Source organism: Actinoplanes sp. NPDC049598 (assembly GCF_040675435.1).
Lineage (GTDB): Bacteria > Actinomycetota > Actinomycetes > Mycobacteriales > Micromonosporaceae > Actinoplanes.
The window spans coordinates 41,090-57,835 of the sequence record NZ_JBFAOX010000021.1 but is presented as its reverse complement, the minus strand read 5'-3'; the positions used below and the strand labels follow the sequence as shown (position 1 = coordinate 57,835).

Here is a 16,746-nt window from a genome sequence, read left to right as displayed (position 1 = left end):
ATTTTGCCGCAATAATGGTCGCCTCTCGCTATTTGTCATCCGGACGAGACAAGTAACGGTCGGCGACCACGTCGGGGGTGTCGAGGACGCGGCCGGCGGCCAGGTTCTGGGCCAGGCGGATGTACTGGGCGTGGGACCAGGTCAGCGGGGTGGCCGAGTAGGTGGGCGTGCCGGGGGTGCGGCCGGGCGGCGGGTTCTGGTCCCAGACCTGTTCGGGGAGCATGTGGCCGGGGCCGGCGGCCCTGGCCATGGCGGTCAGGCGGGTGCGGGCGGCGCGCAGGTCGCCGGCGGCGATCTCGTAGTCGCCTCGTTCGCCGGAGAGCAGGGGCCAGGCGCGGCCGTGGGTGAGCAGGGAGTCGTCGGGCAGGTTGTACTCCCACTGGCTGCCGTCGGCCTTCTCGCCGAAGCCGTCGAAGGAGGCGCGGTGCCAGAAGAAACCGTTGGGGGTACGCACGCCGAGCTCGGCGTCGATCACGCGCAGGGAATTGCGGATGTCGGGGTCGGAGGCGGGGAGCACACCGAGGCGTACGAGTTCGAGGAACGACGGGTCGACGACGCGGCGCTGGTCCACGTTGGAAGGGCCGCTGTCGCCGATGTTGTAGGTCGTGCCGGCGTTCGGGTCGCCGTCCTTGGTGAGCCGCAGGAAATAGGGCGACGACGAATAGGGACCGGTCGACGTGACCGTCCAGGCCTTGACCCGGGCGCGCCAGGAATCGGCGGTGGCGAGATAGCGCGCGGCCGAGGCGGCGTCACCATTGGCGCGGGCGATCGACGCGGCGCAGACCAGGCCGGCGATTTCGGTGGCGATGGTGTTGGGGGAGTAGCCCGACTGGTTCTCCCAGCGTTCCTGCGGCGTGGCCGGGGCCTGTTCGTACGACAGCAGGAAGTCCGCCGCCCGTTTCACATGGCTCCAGGTCGATGCGTCGGTGCGGCCGAGCCGATAGGCCAGCACCATCGGCAGCGCCACCTCGTCGAGCTGCAGACCACCCCACACCGGGGTGCCGTCGACCTGCGAATTCTGCGGGAACGAACCGTCCGGCTTCTGCTGCTTGCGGAAAAGGAAATCGAGCGCCCGATTCGCGCCGGCCCGGTCTCCGCCGGCGATCAGCGCGAGCGCGATCTGATACAGGTCCCGCGACCACACCAGGTGATACGGGCCCGAGGGATCGTCGGTCCCGAAAGCCCACGGCGCGGCCGGCGCGGCCACATAGGCGCCCGGATTCGCCTTGTCCTCGCTCGCGGCCAGCACCATGGCCGAGGTGCGGTACAGCTGCCGTTCGGTGGCGCTGAGCCCGCGAGGCGGGTTCTTCAAGCGCGAAAGGTACTGCTTCCATCCGTACGCGTAAGAGCGTGAGACGGACGCGAAACCGCGACCCAACGACTTCGCCGCTGTCTTGACCGCCCCCGAGGCCGAATCGGCGAAGCCGATGGCCAGCGTCGTGTGCCGGTGCCCGATGGCGCCGGTCTGCACGAGATTGCCGGGACCGGCCGTGTCGTAATGCCAATCCATCCGCCCGTCGCGCAGGTCGGTGAGCCCGTCGCTGACCCCGGAGAAACCGTTGGAGGTGGCGGTGAACGCCGGTGAGGCGGCGACCGCGCTCGATACCGCGCCGTCGGTGGCCACCATCCCGCGCCCGGAATCGCCACCGCGGGAGTTGCCGAGCGCGGGGTCGTAAACCGCGTACAGCTTGCCCCGCCCGGAGAACGACAGATCCACCAGCACCGTCGAGCGCTGCGGATCGACGGTATAGGCGGCGACCAATCGCCACGACCGCGCCGAGAACGTCTGCCGGAAACTCAAGCTCCCCGGATCGCTCTGCTCGGTGGTGACCTTCGACGGCTTCGAGATGCCGCGGCCGTCGGTGACGACGAACGACAATGCCCGGGCGCTCGGGCCGCCGATCGTCGGATAGAAGATCTCGCCGAGCCCGCCCTCTTTCTGCACCGTCGCCCAGACCCGGCTCTCGGTCGTACGCGACGTCAGCAGACCCGATTTGTCAGCGGGCAGGTATTGCTCGTCGATCCCCGGAGCGCCCGGCGCGGCAAGGCCCAGCGCGGCAGTGAGAACCACAGGCAGCGTCAGCGGCATCATATAGACCGGTATACCTCTGGTAGTCGCCGGATGCACGCTGAGCGTTCCGGTGGACAGGCCGCCCGCGGCGGGTAAGGCTGGTCAAGGCAACACTGAACCGGAAAGAGGGATGACATGCAGTACCGGCAGCTTGGCCGCACCGGCCTCCGGGTCTCGACCTTCACCCTGGGCACGATGGGCTTCGGCGGCACCGGTTGGGCGACCCCGGTCGGCCAGATCGACGTGTCCGGCGCGCGCGAGCAGATCGCGATCGCCCGGGACGCGGGTGTCAACCTCATCGACACCGCCGACGTCTACTCGGCGGGCCTGTCCGAGGAGATCCTCGGCGAGGCGCTCGGCAGCGACCGCGACGAGGTGCTCATCGCCACCAAGGCGCGCATGCCGATGGGTGACGGCCCGAACGACGCGGGCCTGTCCCGCCACCACATCATCCGCGCCGCGGAGGCCAGCCTGCGCCGCCTCGGCACCGACTACATCGACCTCTACCAGGTCCACGAGTGGGACGGGCAGACCCCGCTCGAGGAGACCCTGACCGCGCTGGACGACCTGGTCCGCAGCGGCAAGGTCCGCTACATCGGCTGCTCCAACTACGCGGCCTGGCAGATGATGAAGGCGCTGGGCATCTCCGACGCCCGGCACCTCGAGCGGTTCGCCAGCACCCAGGTCTACTACTCGCTGCAGAACCGTGACGTCGAGGCCGAGATCGTCCCGGCCGTGATCGACCAGGGCCTCGGCATCCTGGTCTGGAGCCCCCTCGCGGGCGGTCTGCTCTCGGGCAAGTACCGCCGCGGCGTCGAGGCCCCGGCCGGCAGCCGCCACCTCAGCGAGTGGAGCGAACCCCCGGTCAACGACGAGGACAAGCTGTACGCCACGATCGAGCTGGCCGTGAAGATCGGTGAGTCGCACGGCGTGTCGGCGGCCCAGGTGTCGCTGGCCTACATCTCGCAGAAGCCCGGCGTGACCTCGCTGATCGTCGGGTCGCGCACGCCCGAGCAGCTGCGCGACAACCTGGCCGCGGCTTCGTTGGAGCTCACCGCGGATGAGGTCAAGGCGCTCGACGACGTGAGCGGGGAGCCGCTGCGCTACCCGTTCTGGCACCAGCGCAACACGTCGTCCGACCGGCTGTCGGCGGCGGACCTGTCGCAGATCGCCCGCCACCTGTAACACGGAAAAGCCCGCGGCTGTGGGTTGTCCACAGCCGCGGGTTTGCGTCTTTTGGCAGGGTCGTGGCGTGGTAGGACGGAGGCCGTTGCCGCTGAGTGCTCTCTGGCGTTCATGCGGCAGTCGTTCCTTGCGGAGCGGCAGCCGGGCATGAGCACGGCTGAGCCGGGCCGCCGCCCGCTGCCAGCGTCTCGACGCGCGGCGCCCGGTGCGCCGGTCCGGGCCGCTCTTCCGCGACAGTGCCCGACCGGGCGCCCGCGGCCGGGCTTGGGCGGTCACCAGGTGGTGCGGGTTGTCGACCATTTCGCCGGTGGACAGCACGGCGCGGCGTGGTGCGATGCCGGGACTTGAACCGCGGAAACCCGACCGCCTTCTCCGCGTTCCGGGCCCGGCGCGACGCGGCAATGATCAGCCCAGCGACGACGTCAGCACCTCATCACCAAGACCGTACGAACGTTCCGCAGCCCGCTGGTCCATGACGGCCTTCACCCGCGCCAGCGCCCAGTTATAGGCCTTACGGGCCGCACCGGCATGTGCCGGCACCGCCCGTTGCCAGACCGCACTCAATCGGCAGCAGTTGAAACCCCTGGGTGGGCGGGCCCCGCCTCGCGACCCGTCAGGCCAGGACGGCAGCGATCTCGGCCGAGGGCAGCCCCAGGGCGGCCCCGACCTCGGCGTTGGTCAGCTGCCCAGCATGCGTGCTCAGCCCCAGCGCCAGCGCCGGGTCGCTCTTGAGCGCGTCCTGCCACCCCTGATCGGCCAGCCGGAGCGCGTACGGCAGCGTCGCGTTAGTCAGCGCGTACGTCGACGTGTTAGGAACCGCCCCCGGCATGTTCGCCACGCAGTAGAACACCGACTCGTGAACCTTGTAGACCGGCTCTTCATGAGTCGTCGCGTGCGAGTCCTCGAAGCACCCACCCTGGTCGATTGCGATGTCGACCAGCACCGAGCCCGGCTTCATCCGCTTCACGAGCTCGTTCGAGACCAGCTTGGGGGCCTTCGCCCCCGGCACCAGCACCGCCCCGATGACCATGTCGGCCTCGATCAGCGACTGCTCGATCGCATACGAGGACGACACCAGTGTCTTGATCCGCCCGCCGAACTGGGCGTCGATCTGGCGCAGGCGCCCGATGTTGAGGTCGAGCACGGTCACGTCGGCGCCCATGCCGAGCGCGATGGTGGCCGCGTTGACGCCGGAGACGCCGCCGCCGATGACGGTGATCTTGGCCGGGCTGACGCCCGGGACACCTCCGGGGAGCACGCCCCGGCCGCCGCTGTTGCGCATCAGGCTGTACGCGCCGACCTGCGGGGCGAGCCGCCCGGCGACCTCGGACATCGGGGCGAGCAGCGGCAGCGATCCGTCGGCCAGCTGCACCGTCTCGTAGGCGATGGCGGTCGTACCGCTGGCCAGGAGGGCCTTGGTGCCCTCGGCGTCGGCCGCCAGGTGCAGGTAGGTGAACAGCACCTGGTCCTTGCGGAGGCGGTGGTATTCCGAGGCGATCGGCTCCTTGACCTTGAGGAGCAGGTCGGCCTGCTGCCAGACCGTGTCCGCGTCCTCGGCGAGGGTGGCGCCCGCCGCGACGTAGTCCTCGTCGCTGATGGCGGAGCCCGCGCCGGCGCCGGCCTGGATGAGCACCTCGTGGCCGCGGCGGACGAACTCGGCGACCCCGGCCGGGGTGATCGCCACCCGGTACTCGTGGTTCTTGACCTCGGTGGGCACACCGATCCGCATCTCGTCTCCTTCGTCACGCCGTTGTGACCTTTAGCGTGAAACGATGTGCTGCGGACGCGCAACATAGCCGAATGAGATTCTGCGCGTGGCAGTTTCAACGCATCAGGTTCGAAGCGGAGATCAAAAATGGCCGACCAACCGAAGGATGTTCTGGATCACATCGATCGTGAGCTGCTCACCCTGCTCGAGGCCGACGGCCGCATGCCGAACAACGCCCTGGCCGAGCGGGTCGGCATCGCCCCGTCCACCTGCCTGACCCGTGTTCGCCGGCTGCGGGAGATCGGCGCCATCCGCGGGTTCCACGCCGACGTGGACCCGGCCTGGATCGGCCGGCCCATCCAAGCCATGATCGCCGTCCGGATCCGCTCCGAGTCCCGGGACGCGATCGGCAAGTTCGCGTCGTCGCTGGCCGACATCCCGGCCGTCCGGGACGTCTACTTCGTGTCCGGTTCGTACGACTTTCTGCTGCATGTCGCGGCCGAGGACGTCGAGGATCTGCGTGCCGTGATCACCGAACGCCTGAGCGGCACCCGCCTGATCGCCGGCACCGAGACCTACCTGATCTTCGAGCATCGCCGGGGAAACCTCAGCCCGGAAGAAGCGCCGCCGAGTTTTCGAATGTAGGGGTGCGACGGTGACCTGAGGGCGGGATGGATGTCGGACACGCTGGAGCAAGAGCGGCTCGACGCGCTTCGCGACTACCACGTGCTCGACACCGGCCCGGAGAGCGACTTCGACGACATCGCCCGGCTGGCGGCTCAGCTGTGCCGGACGCCGATGGCCGCGATCAGCCTGATCGACGAGGAACGGCAGTGGTTCAAGGCCCGCGTCGGCGTCGAGGTCTGCGAGGTCGGCCGGGACAACTCGTTCTGCGCGCACGCCATGTTCGGCGTCGGCATCATGCAGGTGCCCGACGCCCGGCTCGACCCGCGCTTCCGCGACTTCCCGAGTGTCACCGCCGACCCGGGCGTGGTCTTCTACGCCGGCGCGCCGCTGGTCACCGCGTCCGGGCAGGCCCTGGGGGCGCTCTGCGTGATGGACTCCGAGCCGAAGCTGCTGACCCCGGCCGAGTGCTCCGGGCTGCGTACCCTCGCCCGGCACGCGATGACCCAGCTGGAGCTGCGGAAGTACGCCCGTGGGCTGGACGCCCGGGTCCGGGACGCGGACCGCCTCAAGGACGAGTTCCTGTCCCGGGTGACGCACGAGCTGCGGACGCCGCTGACGTCGATCAACGGCTACCTGGAGCTGCTCGGCGACAGCGACAGCGACAGCGCCGACGGCGAGTTCGTGGCCCGCATCCGCCGCAACTCGCACCGCTTGACCGCCCTCGTCGACGACATGCTGCTCGCCGCGCGGGCCGTGAACGGCCTCGTCCTGGACAAGCGCGACGTGGACCTGGCCGAGATGGCCCGCTCGGTGGTCCGCCGCAATTGCGGTCTGGCCCTGACCCGCTGCCTGGACGTCGTCGCCGACGCGCCGCTGCCGGTCATGGTCCGAGCCGACGAGGAGCGCCTCGGCCAGGTCCTGGAACGACTCATGTTGAACGCGGTCAAGTTCACCCCGCGCGGCCGTATCACCGTTCGGGCCTACGCGCGGGGTGACCAGGCCGTGCTCGAGGTGCGGGACACCGGCATCGGGATGGACGCGGAGGAGTGTGCCCGGGTGCTGGCCCCGTTCCGCCGGGCGGCCGCGGCCGAGCGCTACGAGGTGCAGGGGGCCGGGCTCGGGCTGAGCATCGTCAAGGCGATCGTCGACGCGCACGCCGGCACGGTACGGATCGAGAGCGAGCCCGGTCGCGGCACAGCGATCATCGTGACTTTGCCAATTATATAAGCACTGTTACATTGCCTCGGTGGACCTTCTCGACAGCAATCACTGGAGCGATCTGCACGTCCTGCTGGGCGACCTCGACCGGGACATCGCGCAGCTCTACGACGAGGCCGGCCTCGAGGGCGTCCGGACCCGTTTCGTCGGGCCGCTGATCGCCCTGCACCGCTTCGGCCCGATGACGATCCGCGCGCTCGCGGCGAAACGCGAGGTCAGCCACTCGGCGATGAGCCAGACGGCGGCCGCCATGACCAAGGCCGGCCTGGTCGAGAGCGTCCCCGGCGAGGACGGGCGTACCCGGCCGATCCGGCTCACCGCCCGGGCCACCGAGATCATGCCGTTCCTGGTCGCCGAGTGGCGGGCCACCGAGGCCGCCGTCCGCGAGCTCGACGCCGAGCTGCCCTACTCGCTGACCCGGGTCACCGCCGACCTGCGCGAGCTGCTCGCCCGGCGCCCGTTCGCCCTGCGCCTGCGGGACCACCTCGGATGAGGGCGCTGGCCGACCTCCGCCCACTGCGTGAGAACCGCACCTTCCGCCGCCTGTGGCTCGGCACCACGGCCTCCGGTTTCGGTGGTCAGTTCGGCTCGTTCGCGGTGATCTACTACGTCTGGGAGCGCACGCACAGCGCGGCCGTCGTGGGATTCGTCGGGCTGGCCATCGGCGTACCGCTGATCGTCCTGGCCCTGGCCGGCAGCGCCTTCGTCGATCACGTCGACCGCCGGCTGCTCACCATGCGCTGCACGGTCGCGCAGATCGTGGTGAGCGCCGCGATGACCGCCGTGGCCTTCACCGACCTCGGCGGAGTGCCCGCGATGCTGGTCCTGACCGCCGTCTCGTCGGCCGTCGGCGGCCTCAACGGCCCGGCCCGCCAGACCTTCGTGCCGTCGCTGCTCTCCGGCGACCGCCTCGCGGCCGGCCTCGCCCTCAACCACCTCTCGTTCCAGCTCTCCATGCTTCTCGGACCGGCCGCGGCGGGCACGCTCACCGCCTTCGCCGGCGTCGGCTGGTGCCTCGCCTTCGACACCCTGACCTTCGGCTTCGCCCTGGTCGGCCTGGCCGGCCTCCCCCGCGGGGTCCCGGTCTCGGAGGGCCGGTCCGGCTTGCGGGCGGTCAAGAGCGGCTGGCGGTACGCGGTGAGCACCGCCCAGGTCCGCGGCGCGCTCCTGGCCGACCTGTCGGCCACGGTCCTGGCCATGCCGTTCGCCCTGTTCCCGGTCATCAACGAGGAGAAGTTCGGCGGCCGCCCGGAGATCCTCGGCCTGTTCGCCACCGCGGTCGCCGTCGGCGGTGTGCTGGCCTCGATCCTCTCCGGCCTGGCCACCCGCTATCCGCGCCCGGGCCGGATGCTGCTGATCTGCGGCGCGGTGTGGGCGGTGGCGCTGGGCGCGGCCGGCCTCAGTAGCAGCCTGCTCGTCGTGCTGGGCTTCCTCGCGATCGCCGGCGCCGCCGACACCTGGGCCGTCGTCTCCCGCGGCACCGTCGTCCAAGGCACCACACCGGACACGTACCGCGGCCGGGTGGCCTCGTTGGAGCACATCGCCGGCGCCGCCGGCCCCCAAGTGGGCAACCTCCGGGCCGGCCTGGTCGCGTCGGTCACCTCGGGCGGCGCCGCCCTGGCCATCGGCGGCGCGCTCGGCCTGGCCGGAACGGCCCTGATCGCCCTGACCATCCCGGCCCTGCGCCACTACCGCGTCAAAAATGTCTGACCCCCGTGCCACCATGCTCCCCGTGACGAACGCGGTGCCTTTCCAAGCCCTTCAACTTCTCCTGCGTGGGGCCCGCCACCCCGAGGTAAAGACCAACTACGTCCTGCAGGGCCTGCTCGACGCCGACCCGCGGATGACCCGCAGCTTCCTGGCCGCGCTGAGCTCGCTGAGCGGCGTCGACGTGACCGGCTGCCGCATCGAGCGGGAGTCCGCCGAGGACGATTCCCGGCGCGACTTCCGCCTCTCCCGGCCCGGCGGGACCCGGGCCATCATCGAGACCAAGGTGGATTCGGCGCTCACCTCGGGCGACCAGGCCGCCCGCTACCTGAGCCAGCTCCCCGCCGACGGGCTGTTCGTGCTCGTGACCCGCGAGCCGCTGGTCCGCGCGCTGGCCGTGCAGGCCGGCCACCAGATCGGCGTCCACCTGCCCGACGGCTCGTACCGCGGCACGGCCGGCGACCGGGTCGTCCTGGTCGTCTCGTGGGCCCGCCTGCTGGAGAGCGTGGTCGCCGAGGACGGCCGGCCCTACCCCGAGCTGCTCGCCCTGAGCGCCGCCGTGGAGGGCGTCACCGACTTCGTGCCGTTCACCGCCGCCGTCGAGGATGTCGCCGTCGGCCGCCTGGTCGAGCAGGTCAGCGACGTGGCCCGGCGGGTGTGCCGGGGCCTGCCGGACGCGCTGGCCGCGGCCGGGGCCCGGGTCGATGCCATCGAGAAGGTGAAGGACAACGGCAAGGCCGTCTGGCGCACCGTCGTCGTCCTCGGCCACCGCTTCTGGGTCGGCTACAGCGCCACCAGCTGGAAGGTCACCCCCGGCGACCCCGACCTCCCGACCAGCGGCCCGGCCGGCCCGCCGAGCCCGTTCTGGGTGAACCGCCACACCAGCACCCCACCCCCCGCCCAGCGCGACCGGGAGGACGAGCGCCGCCAACGCCTGGATGCCCTGGGCATCGCCCGCCCGCTCCCGGTGCCCCTCGGCCTGCCCCGCGAGGCCGTCGTCACCTCCCTGCTGACCCAGGCCGCCACCCACATCCGCCAGATCAGCGACGCCCTCCACGCCGACCCGGCCGCAGTCGCCTCCAATCCCACACCCGCCTCGCCCCCCGGTTCGTGGGACGACCTGAACGCCTCCACTGTGGACGAGGACGACGACAGCGGCGTCTGACGCCGAGGCCTTCCTGTCCAACCACGACCACCCCTCCGCCCCGGCGACCTCACCGCCACCCTCCGGCACAACGAACTCGGCCTCCCGCCCCCTCTGATCAGCCCTGCCAACCAACCACCCCCGCCGGCGTCGTCCCGCACGCCGGCGTCGTCCCGTGCGGTGGTGTCGTCCCGTGCGGTGGTGTCGTCCCGTGCGGTGGTGTCGTCCCGAGCGGTGGTGTCGTCCCGAGCGCCGGCGTCGTCCCGCACGCCGGCGTCAACCGCCCTGGCGGATGCGGACGACGCAGGCGACTTGCGAGAATGGGGGCGCTTGCAGCCCCCGCCGGTGGCGCCCGGAACCGGCTGGGCGACGCCCACGCTGCCGTCGGCGATCGAGGTTCGAGAGGGGCTGGCAACGGGCTATGACCTGCTCGAGCACCCGCAGGCGACGACGCCGGCCGGCTCGCCGGACAGGGGCACCCGGCCCAGGCCCGGCCACCGGGCGTGGAGGTCAGCCTGCTGTGAAATTCGCTGGCGGCGGGCGGCCGGCTCGATGAGCATCGGAGTGTGATCCACAGGTCGGCCGCGGTGGCGGCGTTGCGGGGACTGGCGATGGGTGACGCCTTCGGGGGAACCTGGTTCCGCCGCCGCTTCGCCGTGGACAACCTGCGGCCCGGGCCGTGGCGCTGGACGGACGACACGGCGATGGCGCTCGTGCTGCTCTCCGTGCTGGAGGAGCACGGCACGGTCGATCAGGACGCGCTCGCGCTCGGGTTCGCCCGCGCCTACGAGGCCGATCCCTACCGCCACTACGGCGCCGGGATGCACGACGTGCTGCCCGCTCTCGGCCGCGGCGAGCCCTGGGCCGAGGTCACCCGCCGCCAGTTCGACGGCCGAGGTTCCTGGGGCAACGGGGCCGCCATGCGCGTAGCCCCGCTCGGCGCCTACTTCGCCGACAACCAGGATCAAGTGCAGACCGAGGCCGTACGCTCAGCGCGCGTCACCCACGCCCACCCAGAGGCAGCCGCCGGCGCGGCAGCGGTAGCGCTGGCCACAGCGCTCAACATGCACGGCCGCCTGGATCTGGTGGCGATCGCCGACCGCCTGGACGACAGCGACGCCAGCCGGGACCCGCGGCCCGCCGCCGAGACCGTGCCCGACTCCGACCCGCGAAGCGACGTCGCCCGGGCCCTGCGGCGAGTCGCCGAGATCGCGCCTGACTCCGACCCGCGGAAGGTCGCCGCGGTGGTCGGCTGCGGCCGCCGGATGTCGGCCCCGGACACTGTGCCGTTCGCCCTGTGGTGCGCGGCGCGGCACCCGGCCGACCTGGAGGCCGCGCTTTGGGCCACCGCCTCGGCCGGCGGCGACGTCGACACCACGTGCGCGATCGTGGGCGGGGTCGTGGGCGCCCGGACCGGGCTCGACAGGCTCCCCGCGGAGTGGCTCGCCGCCGCCGAGCCGGCGATCTGAGCCGCGCTCCCTGCGGTGGCCGCCGAGCCGGCGATCTTCGGTGCACGTCCGGGTCAGCCGAAGCTTTGGTACATCAGGTGCAGGCCCACCCGGCCCAGTGTCGGGTGGGCGAAGGCGCCGGGGACCGTGCCCAGGATTTCGAAGCCGAGGCGCTGATAAAGGGCTACGGCGGCGTGGTTGGACTCGGCGACGGCGTTGAACTGCATGCCCGCGTACCGCTGGGAACGGGCCCAGGATAGCGAGTCGCGGCACAGCAGCGAGCCGACGCCGCGGCCGCGTGCCCCGGTGGCGACCATGTAGCTGGCCGTGGCGATGTGGGCGCCGGGGCCGGGCCGGTTGGGGCCCATCTTGGCGGTGCCGAGGATCGTGCCCGCGTCGTCGACGGCGACCGTGGTGCGGCCCGGTGGGCGCTCGATCCAGATGTCGCGGGCGGCCTGCTCGGTCATCGCCGGGTCGTAGGGGAACGTGTCGGCCGAGCGCACCACCTCGGCGATGATCGGCCAGGCGGCGGGCCAGTCGTGATCTTCGAAGTCGCGGACGAGCACGCGGGCACGGTAGCGCATTAGGGCAGGCTGCGCGGGCCAGGTACTTTGTGTCGGGCGCGACCTCAGATCGCGCGCGGAGGAAGGTGCCAGGCGATGACGACCGAGCGGAACAGGGCGACGGGCCGGCCGACGCTGGAAGAGGTCGCCGCGCGCGCCGGTGTGGGCCGCGGGACGGTGTCGCGCGTGGTCAACGGCTCGGCTCAGGTCAGCCCGCGGGCCCGGCAGGCCGTCGAGGAGGCCATCCAGGAGCTGGGGTACGTGCCCAACCGGGCCGCCCGCACCCTGGTCACCCAGCGCACCGACTCGATCGCGCTGGTCATCTTCGAGACGGGGGAGCGGTTCTTCGCCGAGCCGTTCTTCGGGCGGATCGTCCAGGCCACCTCGTCCGTGCTGGTCGCCCGCAACCTGCAGATGGTCCTGATGATCGCGCAGGCGCCGGAGGAGCGCCGCCGGCTCGAGGGCTACCTGACCCGCCAGCACGTGGACGGGGCGCTGCTGCTCTCGCTGCACGGCGACGACCCGCTGCCGGCGGTCCTCGAGGAGCGCGGGGTGGCCACGGTCCGGGCCGGGCGCCCGACGTACGCGGACCGGGGCTCCTACGTCGACGCCGACAACCGGGGTGGCGCGCGCGAGGCCGTGTCCTACCTCTGGTCGCAGGGGCGCCGGCGGATCGCGGCGATCACCGGCCCGCTCGACATGGCGGCCGGCATCGGGCGGCTCGAGGGTTTCCGCGACGTGGTCGGTGACGGGCCGGTGGCCTTCGGCGACTTCTCCGAGGAGAGCGGCGCCGCGGCGATGTACCGGCTGCTGGAGCAGTACCCGGACCTGGACGCGGTCTTCGCCGCCTCGGACATGATGGCCGCCGGCGCGCTGCGGGTGCTGCGCCAGTTCGGCCGCCGCGTGCCGCAAGACGTCGCCGTGATCGGCTTCGACGACTCGGTCATCGTCCGGCACACCGATCCGCCGCTGACCAGCGTCGACCAGCCCATCGCGGAGATGGGCCGGGAGATGGTCCGCCTCCTGCTCGCCAAGATCGACGGCGACGAGCCGGCCGAGACGCAGGTGGTCCTGCCGACCCGCCTGGTCATCCGCGGCTCGGCCTAGGCTTCGGCTTCGGACGGCGCCGGCTCCTCGGTGGTGCGGGAGTCGGTCAGGGACAACGAGCCGACCGTCCCGATCACGCCGACCAGGACGGCGACGGCCAGGTAGATGATCCGCTCACCCGCGAAGAAATCGTGCACGAGGCCGGAGCTCCACACACCCTCCGGAAGGGCGTTCGTGACCAGGGCGGCGATGAGGGTGCCGACGACGGCCGTGCCGAGGCTGGTGCCGATCTCCTGGGCGGTGTCGTTGATGGCGGCGCCGATCGAGGTCCGGTTGGCGGGCATCGCCTCGACGAGAGCGACCGCGCAGATGGTGAGGATCGTGCGCAGCCCGACCGTGAGCACGACCATCATGGCGGCGATGGCCGGGTAGCCGTGCTCCACCGCCCAGGCCATGCCGAGCAGCGACCCCACCAGGAGCGCGGCGCCGACGAGGCAGGCCCAGCGGTGTCCGAGGCGGGCGGCGAGCTGCTCGGCGACCGGGGTCGCCACGATCATCGTGACGATCAGGGGCAGGTTGGCGAGGCCGGCGCGCAACGGGCTCCAGCCGTACGCGTACTGGAAGTGCAGGGTCAGCCCGAACAGGACGCTGGCCATCGTGACGTTGGCCGCGAGCTGCGTGAGCGCCGCACCCCGGACGGGTCCCGTGCGGAAGATCGCTAGGTCGATCATGGGTGAGGCCGCGCGACGTTCGCGAAGGATGAAGCCACCGACGGCGGCGACGGCGCCGAGGGCGCAGGCGAGCGTGACGGGTGCGAGCCAGCCGTACTGCACGCCGCTGGTCAGGGTGTAACAGCCGAGCCCGATCGCGGCCACGGTGAGCGCCGCGCCGGGCAGGTCGAGCCGCTCGGAGGTCAGGTCGGCCCGCCGGTCGGCCGGCACCCCGGCCCGGACGCCGATCCAGGCGATCAGCGCGACGGGTGCGTTGACGACGAGCAGCCACTGCCAGCTGAACTGGCTGAGGACCGTCCCGCCCAGGACGGGACCGAGGACGAATCCGGACATGCCGACGATCAGCACGATCGTGATCGAGCGCATCCGCAGCTTCGCGTCGTCGAAGAGCCGAAAGATCAACGACATCGTGACGGGCGCCATGGCCGCCGCGGCGCACCCGAGCACCGCACGCAGGGCGATGAGCTGCCCGATGTCGGAGACCAGGACGACGGTCAGGCTGATCAGGCCGAAGGCCGCGAGACCGGTCAGCAGCACGCGGCGCCGGCCGAACCGGTCGGCGGCCGCACCCGCGCTCAGCAGCAGGCCGCCGAAAGTGAGGGAGTAGACGCCCGTCACCCACTGCAGTCCTGTCGTCCCACTGCCGAGCGAGCGGCCGATCGTGGGCAGGGCGATCTGGAGCAGCGTGTTGTCGATCATCTCGACGAAGAAGGCCAGGCAGAGCGCGGCCAGCGGGATGGCCGCGGCGCGCAGCGAGGCGTACGTGAGTGGCTTGGGCGGGGTGACTACGGAAGTGCTCATCGAAGACCTGTCCTTCGAGCGCCGTACGATTATCGAACGTCGTCCGAGTATCGAACGACGTTCAAGACGATAGAACAGGGTTCGATAGCATGCAAGCCATGTCAGAACGATCTGCTCCGACGGCCCGCCCCCGGGGCCGGCAGCGGGCTTCCCATTCGCTCGACACGGTGCTGGGCGAGGCCATCGCGATCCTCGACGAGGGGGGAGAGCCGGCCCTGACCTTCCGGGCCCTGGCGACGCGACTCGGCGGCGGCGTGGCCAGCATCTACTGGTACGTGAAGAGCCGCGACGAGCTGATCGAGCTGGCGACCGAGGAGGTGATGGGCCGGGTCCTGGCCGACAGTGAGCCGCTCACCCACGGGCCCGACCCGCTGGCCAACGTGCGCGCGCTCGCCCTCGCGCTGTTCGACGAAGCCGTCCGCCGGCCGTGGTTCGGCCAGTTCATGCTCCGCAACCGGGGAATGCAGGCCAACTCGATGGCGATGTTCGAGCGGGTCGGCCGGCAGCTCATGGAACTCGACCTGACACCACGGCAACGCTTCCACGCGGTGTCGTCGATCATCAGCTACGTCGTCGGGGTCGCTGTCGATCTCGCGCAACCGCCGCCGCGGGAGTTCCTGGAGAGCGGGATGGCCCCGTCGGAGTTCCTGGCCATGTACGCCGACCGCTGGCGGGCCCTGGACCCGGACGAGTACCCCTTCGCCCACCAGGTCGCCGGGGAGATAGCCACGCACGACGACGTCGACGTCTTCCGCTCCGGACTCGACCTGCTCCTGGCCGGATTGCGCCTGCAAGCCGGCGCCGGCTCGGCCTCCTGAGCGCCGGGTGCGGCCCGGCCGTGGTCACACTCGGCGTCCTGAGCGCCGGGTGCGGCCCGGCCGTGGTCACACTCGGCGTCCTGAGCGCTGGGGGCGGGCCGGCCGTGGTCACATCGTGCGGGCGGCCTTGTCGAGGTCGGCCAGGCGCGACCGGAGGACGGCGGCCTGGGCCGAGGAGACGCTGCCCTCGCCCGCGCGGTCGTTGATCTTGCGGCGGAGCTGGTCGACCTGGTTGCCGGTGTCTCCGCCGGAGCGGGTCAGCGGCTGGAGCAGGTTGAGCAGGTCGGTGGCCACGTCGGAACGGATGTCGCCGCCGGCCGCGCCGCGCTCGACCGCGCTGCGGAAGCGGCTCACCGCGTCGTCGAAGCTGATCGTGGGGGAGGGCTTGGGCGTGGGGGAGGACGAGGTCGGCGGCGGCGTCGTGGGCTCGATGGTGGCGAGCGGCGAGGCCAGGGTCGAGGTGACGACCGGGGGCGCCGGGAGTTCGGGGTTGGCGTCGATGGCCGGTTCGGACGACGGCCAGTTGACGATGGCGAAGAGCCCGCCCAGGGCCACCACGAGCGCGGTGACGCCGAGGGCCAGCGCCAGGCGGCGGGCCGGCGGCTTGGTCAGCGCGAGCGTCGTGGCCGGCGCCCGCCCGGAGGCCGGCACCGCCCGCCCGGGCGTGTAATCCGAAGCCCCGGCGCGCGGAGATGAGGCCCCGGCGCGCGGAGATGAGGCCCCAGCGCGCGAGGAGGAAGCCCCGGCGCGCGAGGAGGAAGCGGAGGACGCCGTGGTCGCGCGCGCGGGCGAAGGATCCGGCGACAATGCGGCCAAAGGTGCTGAAGCCGGGGCGGGGCCGAAGAAGGCCGGCGCCGGCTTGAGCCACAGGGCGGTCAGGTCGAAGCGGACCTCGTCCGCCGCCGGCCGCTCGGCCGGGGACTCGTCCAGGCAGCGGCCCACCAGCTCGCGGAACGCCGGCGGGAGATCGGCCGGAAGCTGCCTCGGCCCACCGTTGGCGCGCGCCTCGGCCAGCTCCTCCCAGGTGTCCACGGGGTAGGGCGGGTCGCCGGTGACCATCTCGAACAGCAGCACCCCGAGCCCGTACACGTCGGTCGCCGGCTCCGACGGCATGCCGTCCAGCCGCTCCGGCGCCACGTAGGCCGGCGTGCCGAAGGTCGAGCCGGACTCGTCGTCGTCCGGCTCGCCCGCGGTCGCGCTGATCCCGAAATCGAGGATCTTGACGCCGGTCGGGGTGAGCATCACGTTGCCCGGCTTGATGTCGCGGTGGACCACGCCCGACGCGTGCGCGGCGGCCAGCGCGTCGGCCACCGCCGCCCCGATGCGGGCCGCCTCGGCCAGCCCGATCGGCTCGCGTTCGAGCCGGGCCGCCACCGACTCGCCGGCGAGGAGCTCCATCACCACGAAGGGCGTGACCGAGCCGTCCGGCCGGACCGCCTCGCGATAGTCGTGCACGGCCGCGATGTTCGGGTGCTGCAGCTTGGCCGCCATGCGGGCCTCGCGCCACACCACTTGTGCGCCCAGCGGCAGTTTGACCGCCACGGGGCGGGCCAGCAGCTCGTCGTCGGCCCGCCAGATCTGCGACATGCCGCCGATCTCGAGGAGCTCGGCCAGCCTGTACCGCGAGGCGAGCAGGGTTCCCGCAATCGGCCAGTCTTCGCTCACGAAGGAACATTCG

At 71.8% G+C, this 16,746-nt stretch carries 14 protein-coding genes; 9 read left to right on the top strand and 5 right to left on the bottom strand.

Annotated elements, in window-relative coordinates:
* Nucleotides 1-28 precede the first annotated feature (28 nt).
* A complete protein-coding gene (locus tag AB0J66_RS36185) occupies nucleotides 29-2,128 on the bottom strand; it encodes a glycoside hydrolase family 15 protein (RefSeq protein ID WP_364670753.1) in 2,100 nt (699 codons plus the stop codon).
* Nucleotides 2,129-2,206: 78 nt separating this feature from the next.
* Here AB0J66_RS36185 and AB0J66_RS36180 point away from each other — a divergent pair, with 78 nt between their 5' ends.
* Nucleotides 2,207-3,256 carry an aldo/keto reductase gene (locus AB0J66_RS36180; protein WP_364670750.1) on the top strand — a complete coding sequence of 350 codons (1,050 nt, stop codon included), beginning with the start codon at nucleotides 2,207-2,209 and terminating at the stop codon, nucleotides 3,254-3,256.
* A gap of 613 nt (nucleotides 3,257-3,869) precedes the next feature.
* Here AB0J66_RS36180 and ald read toward each other — a convergent pair.
* On the bottom strand, nucleotides 3,870-4,985 hold the full coding sequence (ald, locus tag AB0J66_RS36175) for an alanine dehydrogenase (RefSeq protein ID WP_364670747.1): 1,116 nt from the start codon (nucleotides 4,983-4,985) through the stop codon (nucleotides 3,870-3,872).
* Between the two features lie 126 nt (nucleotides 4,986-5,111).
* On the opposite strand from ald, the gene AB0J66_RS36170 reads away from it, so the two are divergent.
* The 6 genes from AB0J66_RS36170 (at nucleotide 5,112) to AB0J66_RS36145 (ending at nucleotide 11,129) form a co-directional block, all read left to right on the top strand.
* Nucleotides 5,112-5,609 (top strand): Lrp/AsnC family transcriptional regulator, encoded by a 498-nt coding sequence (locus tag AB0J66_RS36170; RefSeq protein ID WP_364670744.1) that lies wholly within the window; start codon nucleotides 5,112-5,114, stop codon nucleotides 5,607-5,609.
* A 30-nt stretch (nucleotides 5,610-5,639) separates the two neighbouring features.
* Nucleotides 5,640-6,818 carry a GAF domain-containing sensor histidine kinase gene (locus AB0J66_RS36165; RefSeq protein ID WP_364670741.1) on the top strand — a complete coding sequence of 393 codons (1,179 nt, stop codon included), beginning with the start codon at nucleotides 5,640-5,642 and terminating at the stop codon, nucleotides 6,816-6,818.
* Nucleotides 6,819-6,837: 19 nt separating this feature from the next.
* Nucleotides 6,838-7,302, top strand: a complete 465-nt coding sequence (locus tag AB0J66_RS36160; protein ID WP_364670739.1) for a MarR family transcriptional regulator — start codon at nucleotides 6,838-6,840, stop codon at nucleotides 7,300-7,302.
* Nucleotides 7,299-8,519: an MFS transporter gene (locus AB0J66_RS36155; RefSeq protein ID WP_364670736.1), complete on the top strand. Its 1,221-nt coding sequence runs from the start codon at nucleotides 7,299-7,301 to the stop codon at nucleotides 8,517-8,519. The genes AB0J66_RS36160 and AB0J66_RS36155 overlap by 4 nt, the downstream gene beginning before the upstream one ends.
* A 22-nt stretch (nucleotides 8,520-8,541) precedes the next feature.
* Nucleotides 8,542-9,681 (top strand): hypothetical protein, encoded by a 1,140-nt coding sequence (locus tag AB0J66_RS36150; protein WP_364670734.1) that lies wholly within the window; start codon nucleotides 8,542-8,544, stop codon nucleotides 9,679-9,681.
* Nucleotides 9,682-10,226: 545 nt separating this feature from the next.
* A complete protein-coding gene (locus AB0J66_RS36145) occupies nucleotides 10,227-11,129 on the top strand; it encodes an ADP-ribosylglycohydrolase family protein (RefSeq protein WP_364670732.1) in 903 nt (300 codons plus the stop codon).
* 53 nt (nucleotides 11,130-11,182) lie between these two features.
* On the opposite strand, the gene AB0J66_RS36140 is transcribed toward AB0J66_RS36145, so the two are convergent.
* Nucleotides 11,183-11,674 carry a GNAT family N-acetyltransferase gene (locus AB0J66_RS36140; protein ID WP_364670964.1) on the bottom strand — a complete coding sequence of 164 codons (492 nt, stop codon included), beginning with the start codon at nucleotides 11,672-11,674 and terminating at the stop codon, nucleotides 11,183-11,185.
* A 93-nt stretch (nucleotides 11,675-11,767) separates the two neighbouring features.
* Here AB0J66_RS36140 and AB0J66_RS36135 point away from each other — a divergent pair, with 93 nt between their 5' ends.
* On the top strand, nucleotides 11,768-12,778 hold the full coding sequence (locus AB0J66_RS36135; RefSeq protein WP_364670729.1) for a LacI family DNA-binding transcriptional regulator: 1,011 nt from the start codon (nucleotides 11,768-11,770) through the stop codon (nucleotides 12,776-12,778).
* On the opposite strand, the gene AB0J66_RS36130 is transcribed toward AB0J66_RS36135, so the two are convergent.
* On the bottom strand, nucleotides 12,775-14,250 hold the full coding sequence (locus tag AB0J66_RS36130; protein WP_364670727.1) for an MFS transporter: 1,476 nt from the start codon (nucleotides 14,248-14,250) through the stop codon (nucleotides 12,775-12,777). The genes AB0J66_RS36135 and AB0J66_RS36130 overlap by 4 nt on opposite strands.
* Before the next feature lie 98 nt (nucleotides 14,251-14,348).
* On the opposite strand from AB0J66_RS36130, the gene AB0J66_RS36125 reads away from it, so the two are divergent.
* Complete coding sequence (locus AB0J66_RS36125) at nucleotides 14,349-15,068, top strand: TetR/AcrR family transcriptional regulator C-terminal domain-containing protein (RefSeq protein WP_364670724.1); 720 nt, start codon at nucleotides 14,349-14,351, stop codon at nucleotides 15,066-15,068.
* Nucleotides 15,069-15,176: 108 nt separating this feature from the next.
* Here the strand turns inward: AB0J66_RS36125 and AB0J66_RS36120 are convergent, their stop codons facing one another.
* Nucleotides 15,177-16,733 carry a protein kinase gene (locus tag AB0J66_RS36120; protein ID WP_364670721.1) on the bottom strand — a complete coding sequence of 519 codons (1,557 nt, stop codon included), beginning with the start codon at nucleotides 16,731-16,733 and terminating at the stop codon, nucleotides 15,177-15,179.
* Between the last annotated feature and the right edge of the window lie 13 nt (nucleotides 16,734-16,746).

What these genes read in the sequence shown, in the direction of transcription:
- AB0J66_RS36165 (WP_364670741.1), top strand. Translation starts at nt 5,640, where the DNA reads ATGTCGGACACGCTGGAGCAAGAGCGGCTCGACGCGCTTCGCGACTAC.
- ald (WP_364670747.1), bottom strand. Translation starts at nt 4,985, where the DNA reads ATGCGGATCGGTGTGCCCACCGAGGTCAAGAACCACGAGTACCGGGTG.
- AB0J66_RS36125 (WP_364670724.1), top strand. Translation starts at nt 14,349, where the DNA reads ATGTCAGAACGATCTGCTCCGACGGCCCGCCCCCGGGGCCGGCAGCGG.
- AB0J66_RS36130 (WP_364670727.1), bottom strand. Translation starts at nt 14,250, where the DNA reads ATGAGCACTTCCGTAGTCACCCCGCCCAAGCCACTCACGTACGCCTCG.
- AB0J66_RS36180 (WP_364670750.1), top strand. Translation starts at nt 2,207, where the DNA reads ATGCAGTACCGGCAGCTTGGCCGCACCGGCCTCCGGGTCTCGACCTTC.
- AB0J66_RS36170 (WP_364670744.1), top strand. Translation starts at nt 5,112, where the DNA reads ATGGCCGACCAACCGAAGGATGTTCTGGATCACATCGATCGTGAGCTG.
- AB0J66_RS36155 (WP_364670736.1), top strand. Translation starts at nt 7,299, where the DNA reads ATGAGGGCGCTGGCCGACCTCCGCCCACTGCGTGAGAACCGCACCTTC.
- AB0J66_RS36135 (WP_364670729.1), top strand. Translation starts at nt 11,768, where the DNA reads ATGACGACCGAGCGGAACAGGGCGACGGGCCGGCCGACGCTGGAAGAG.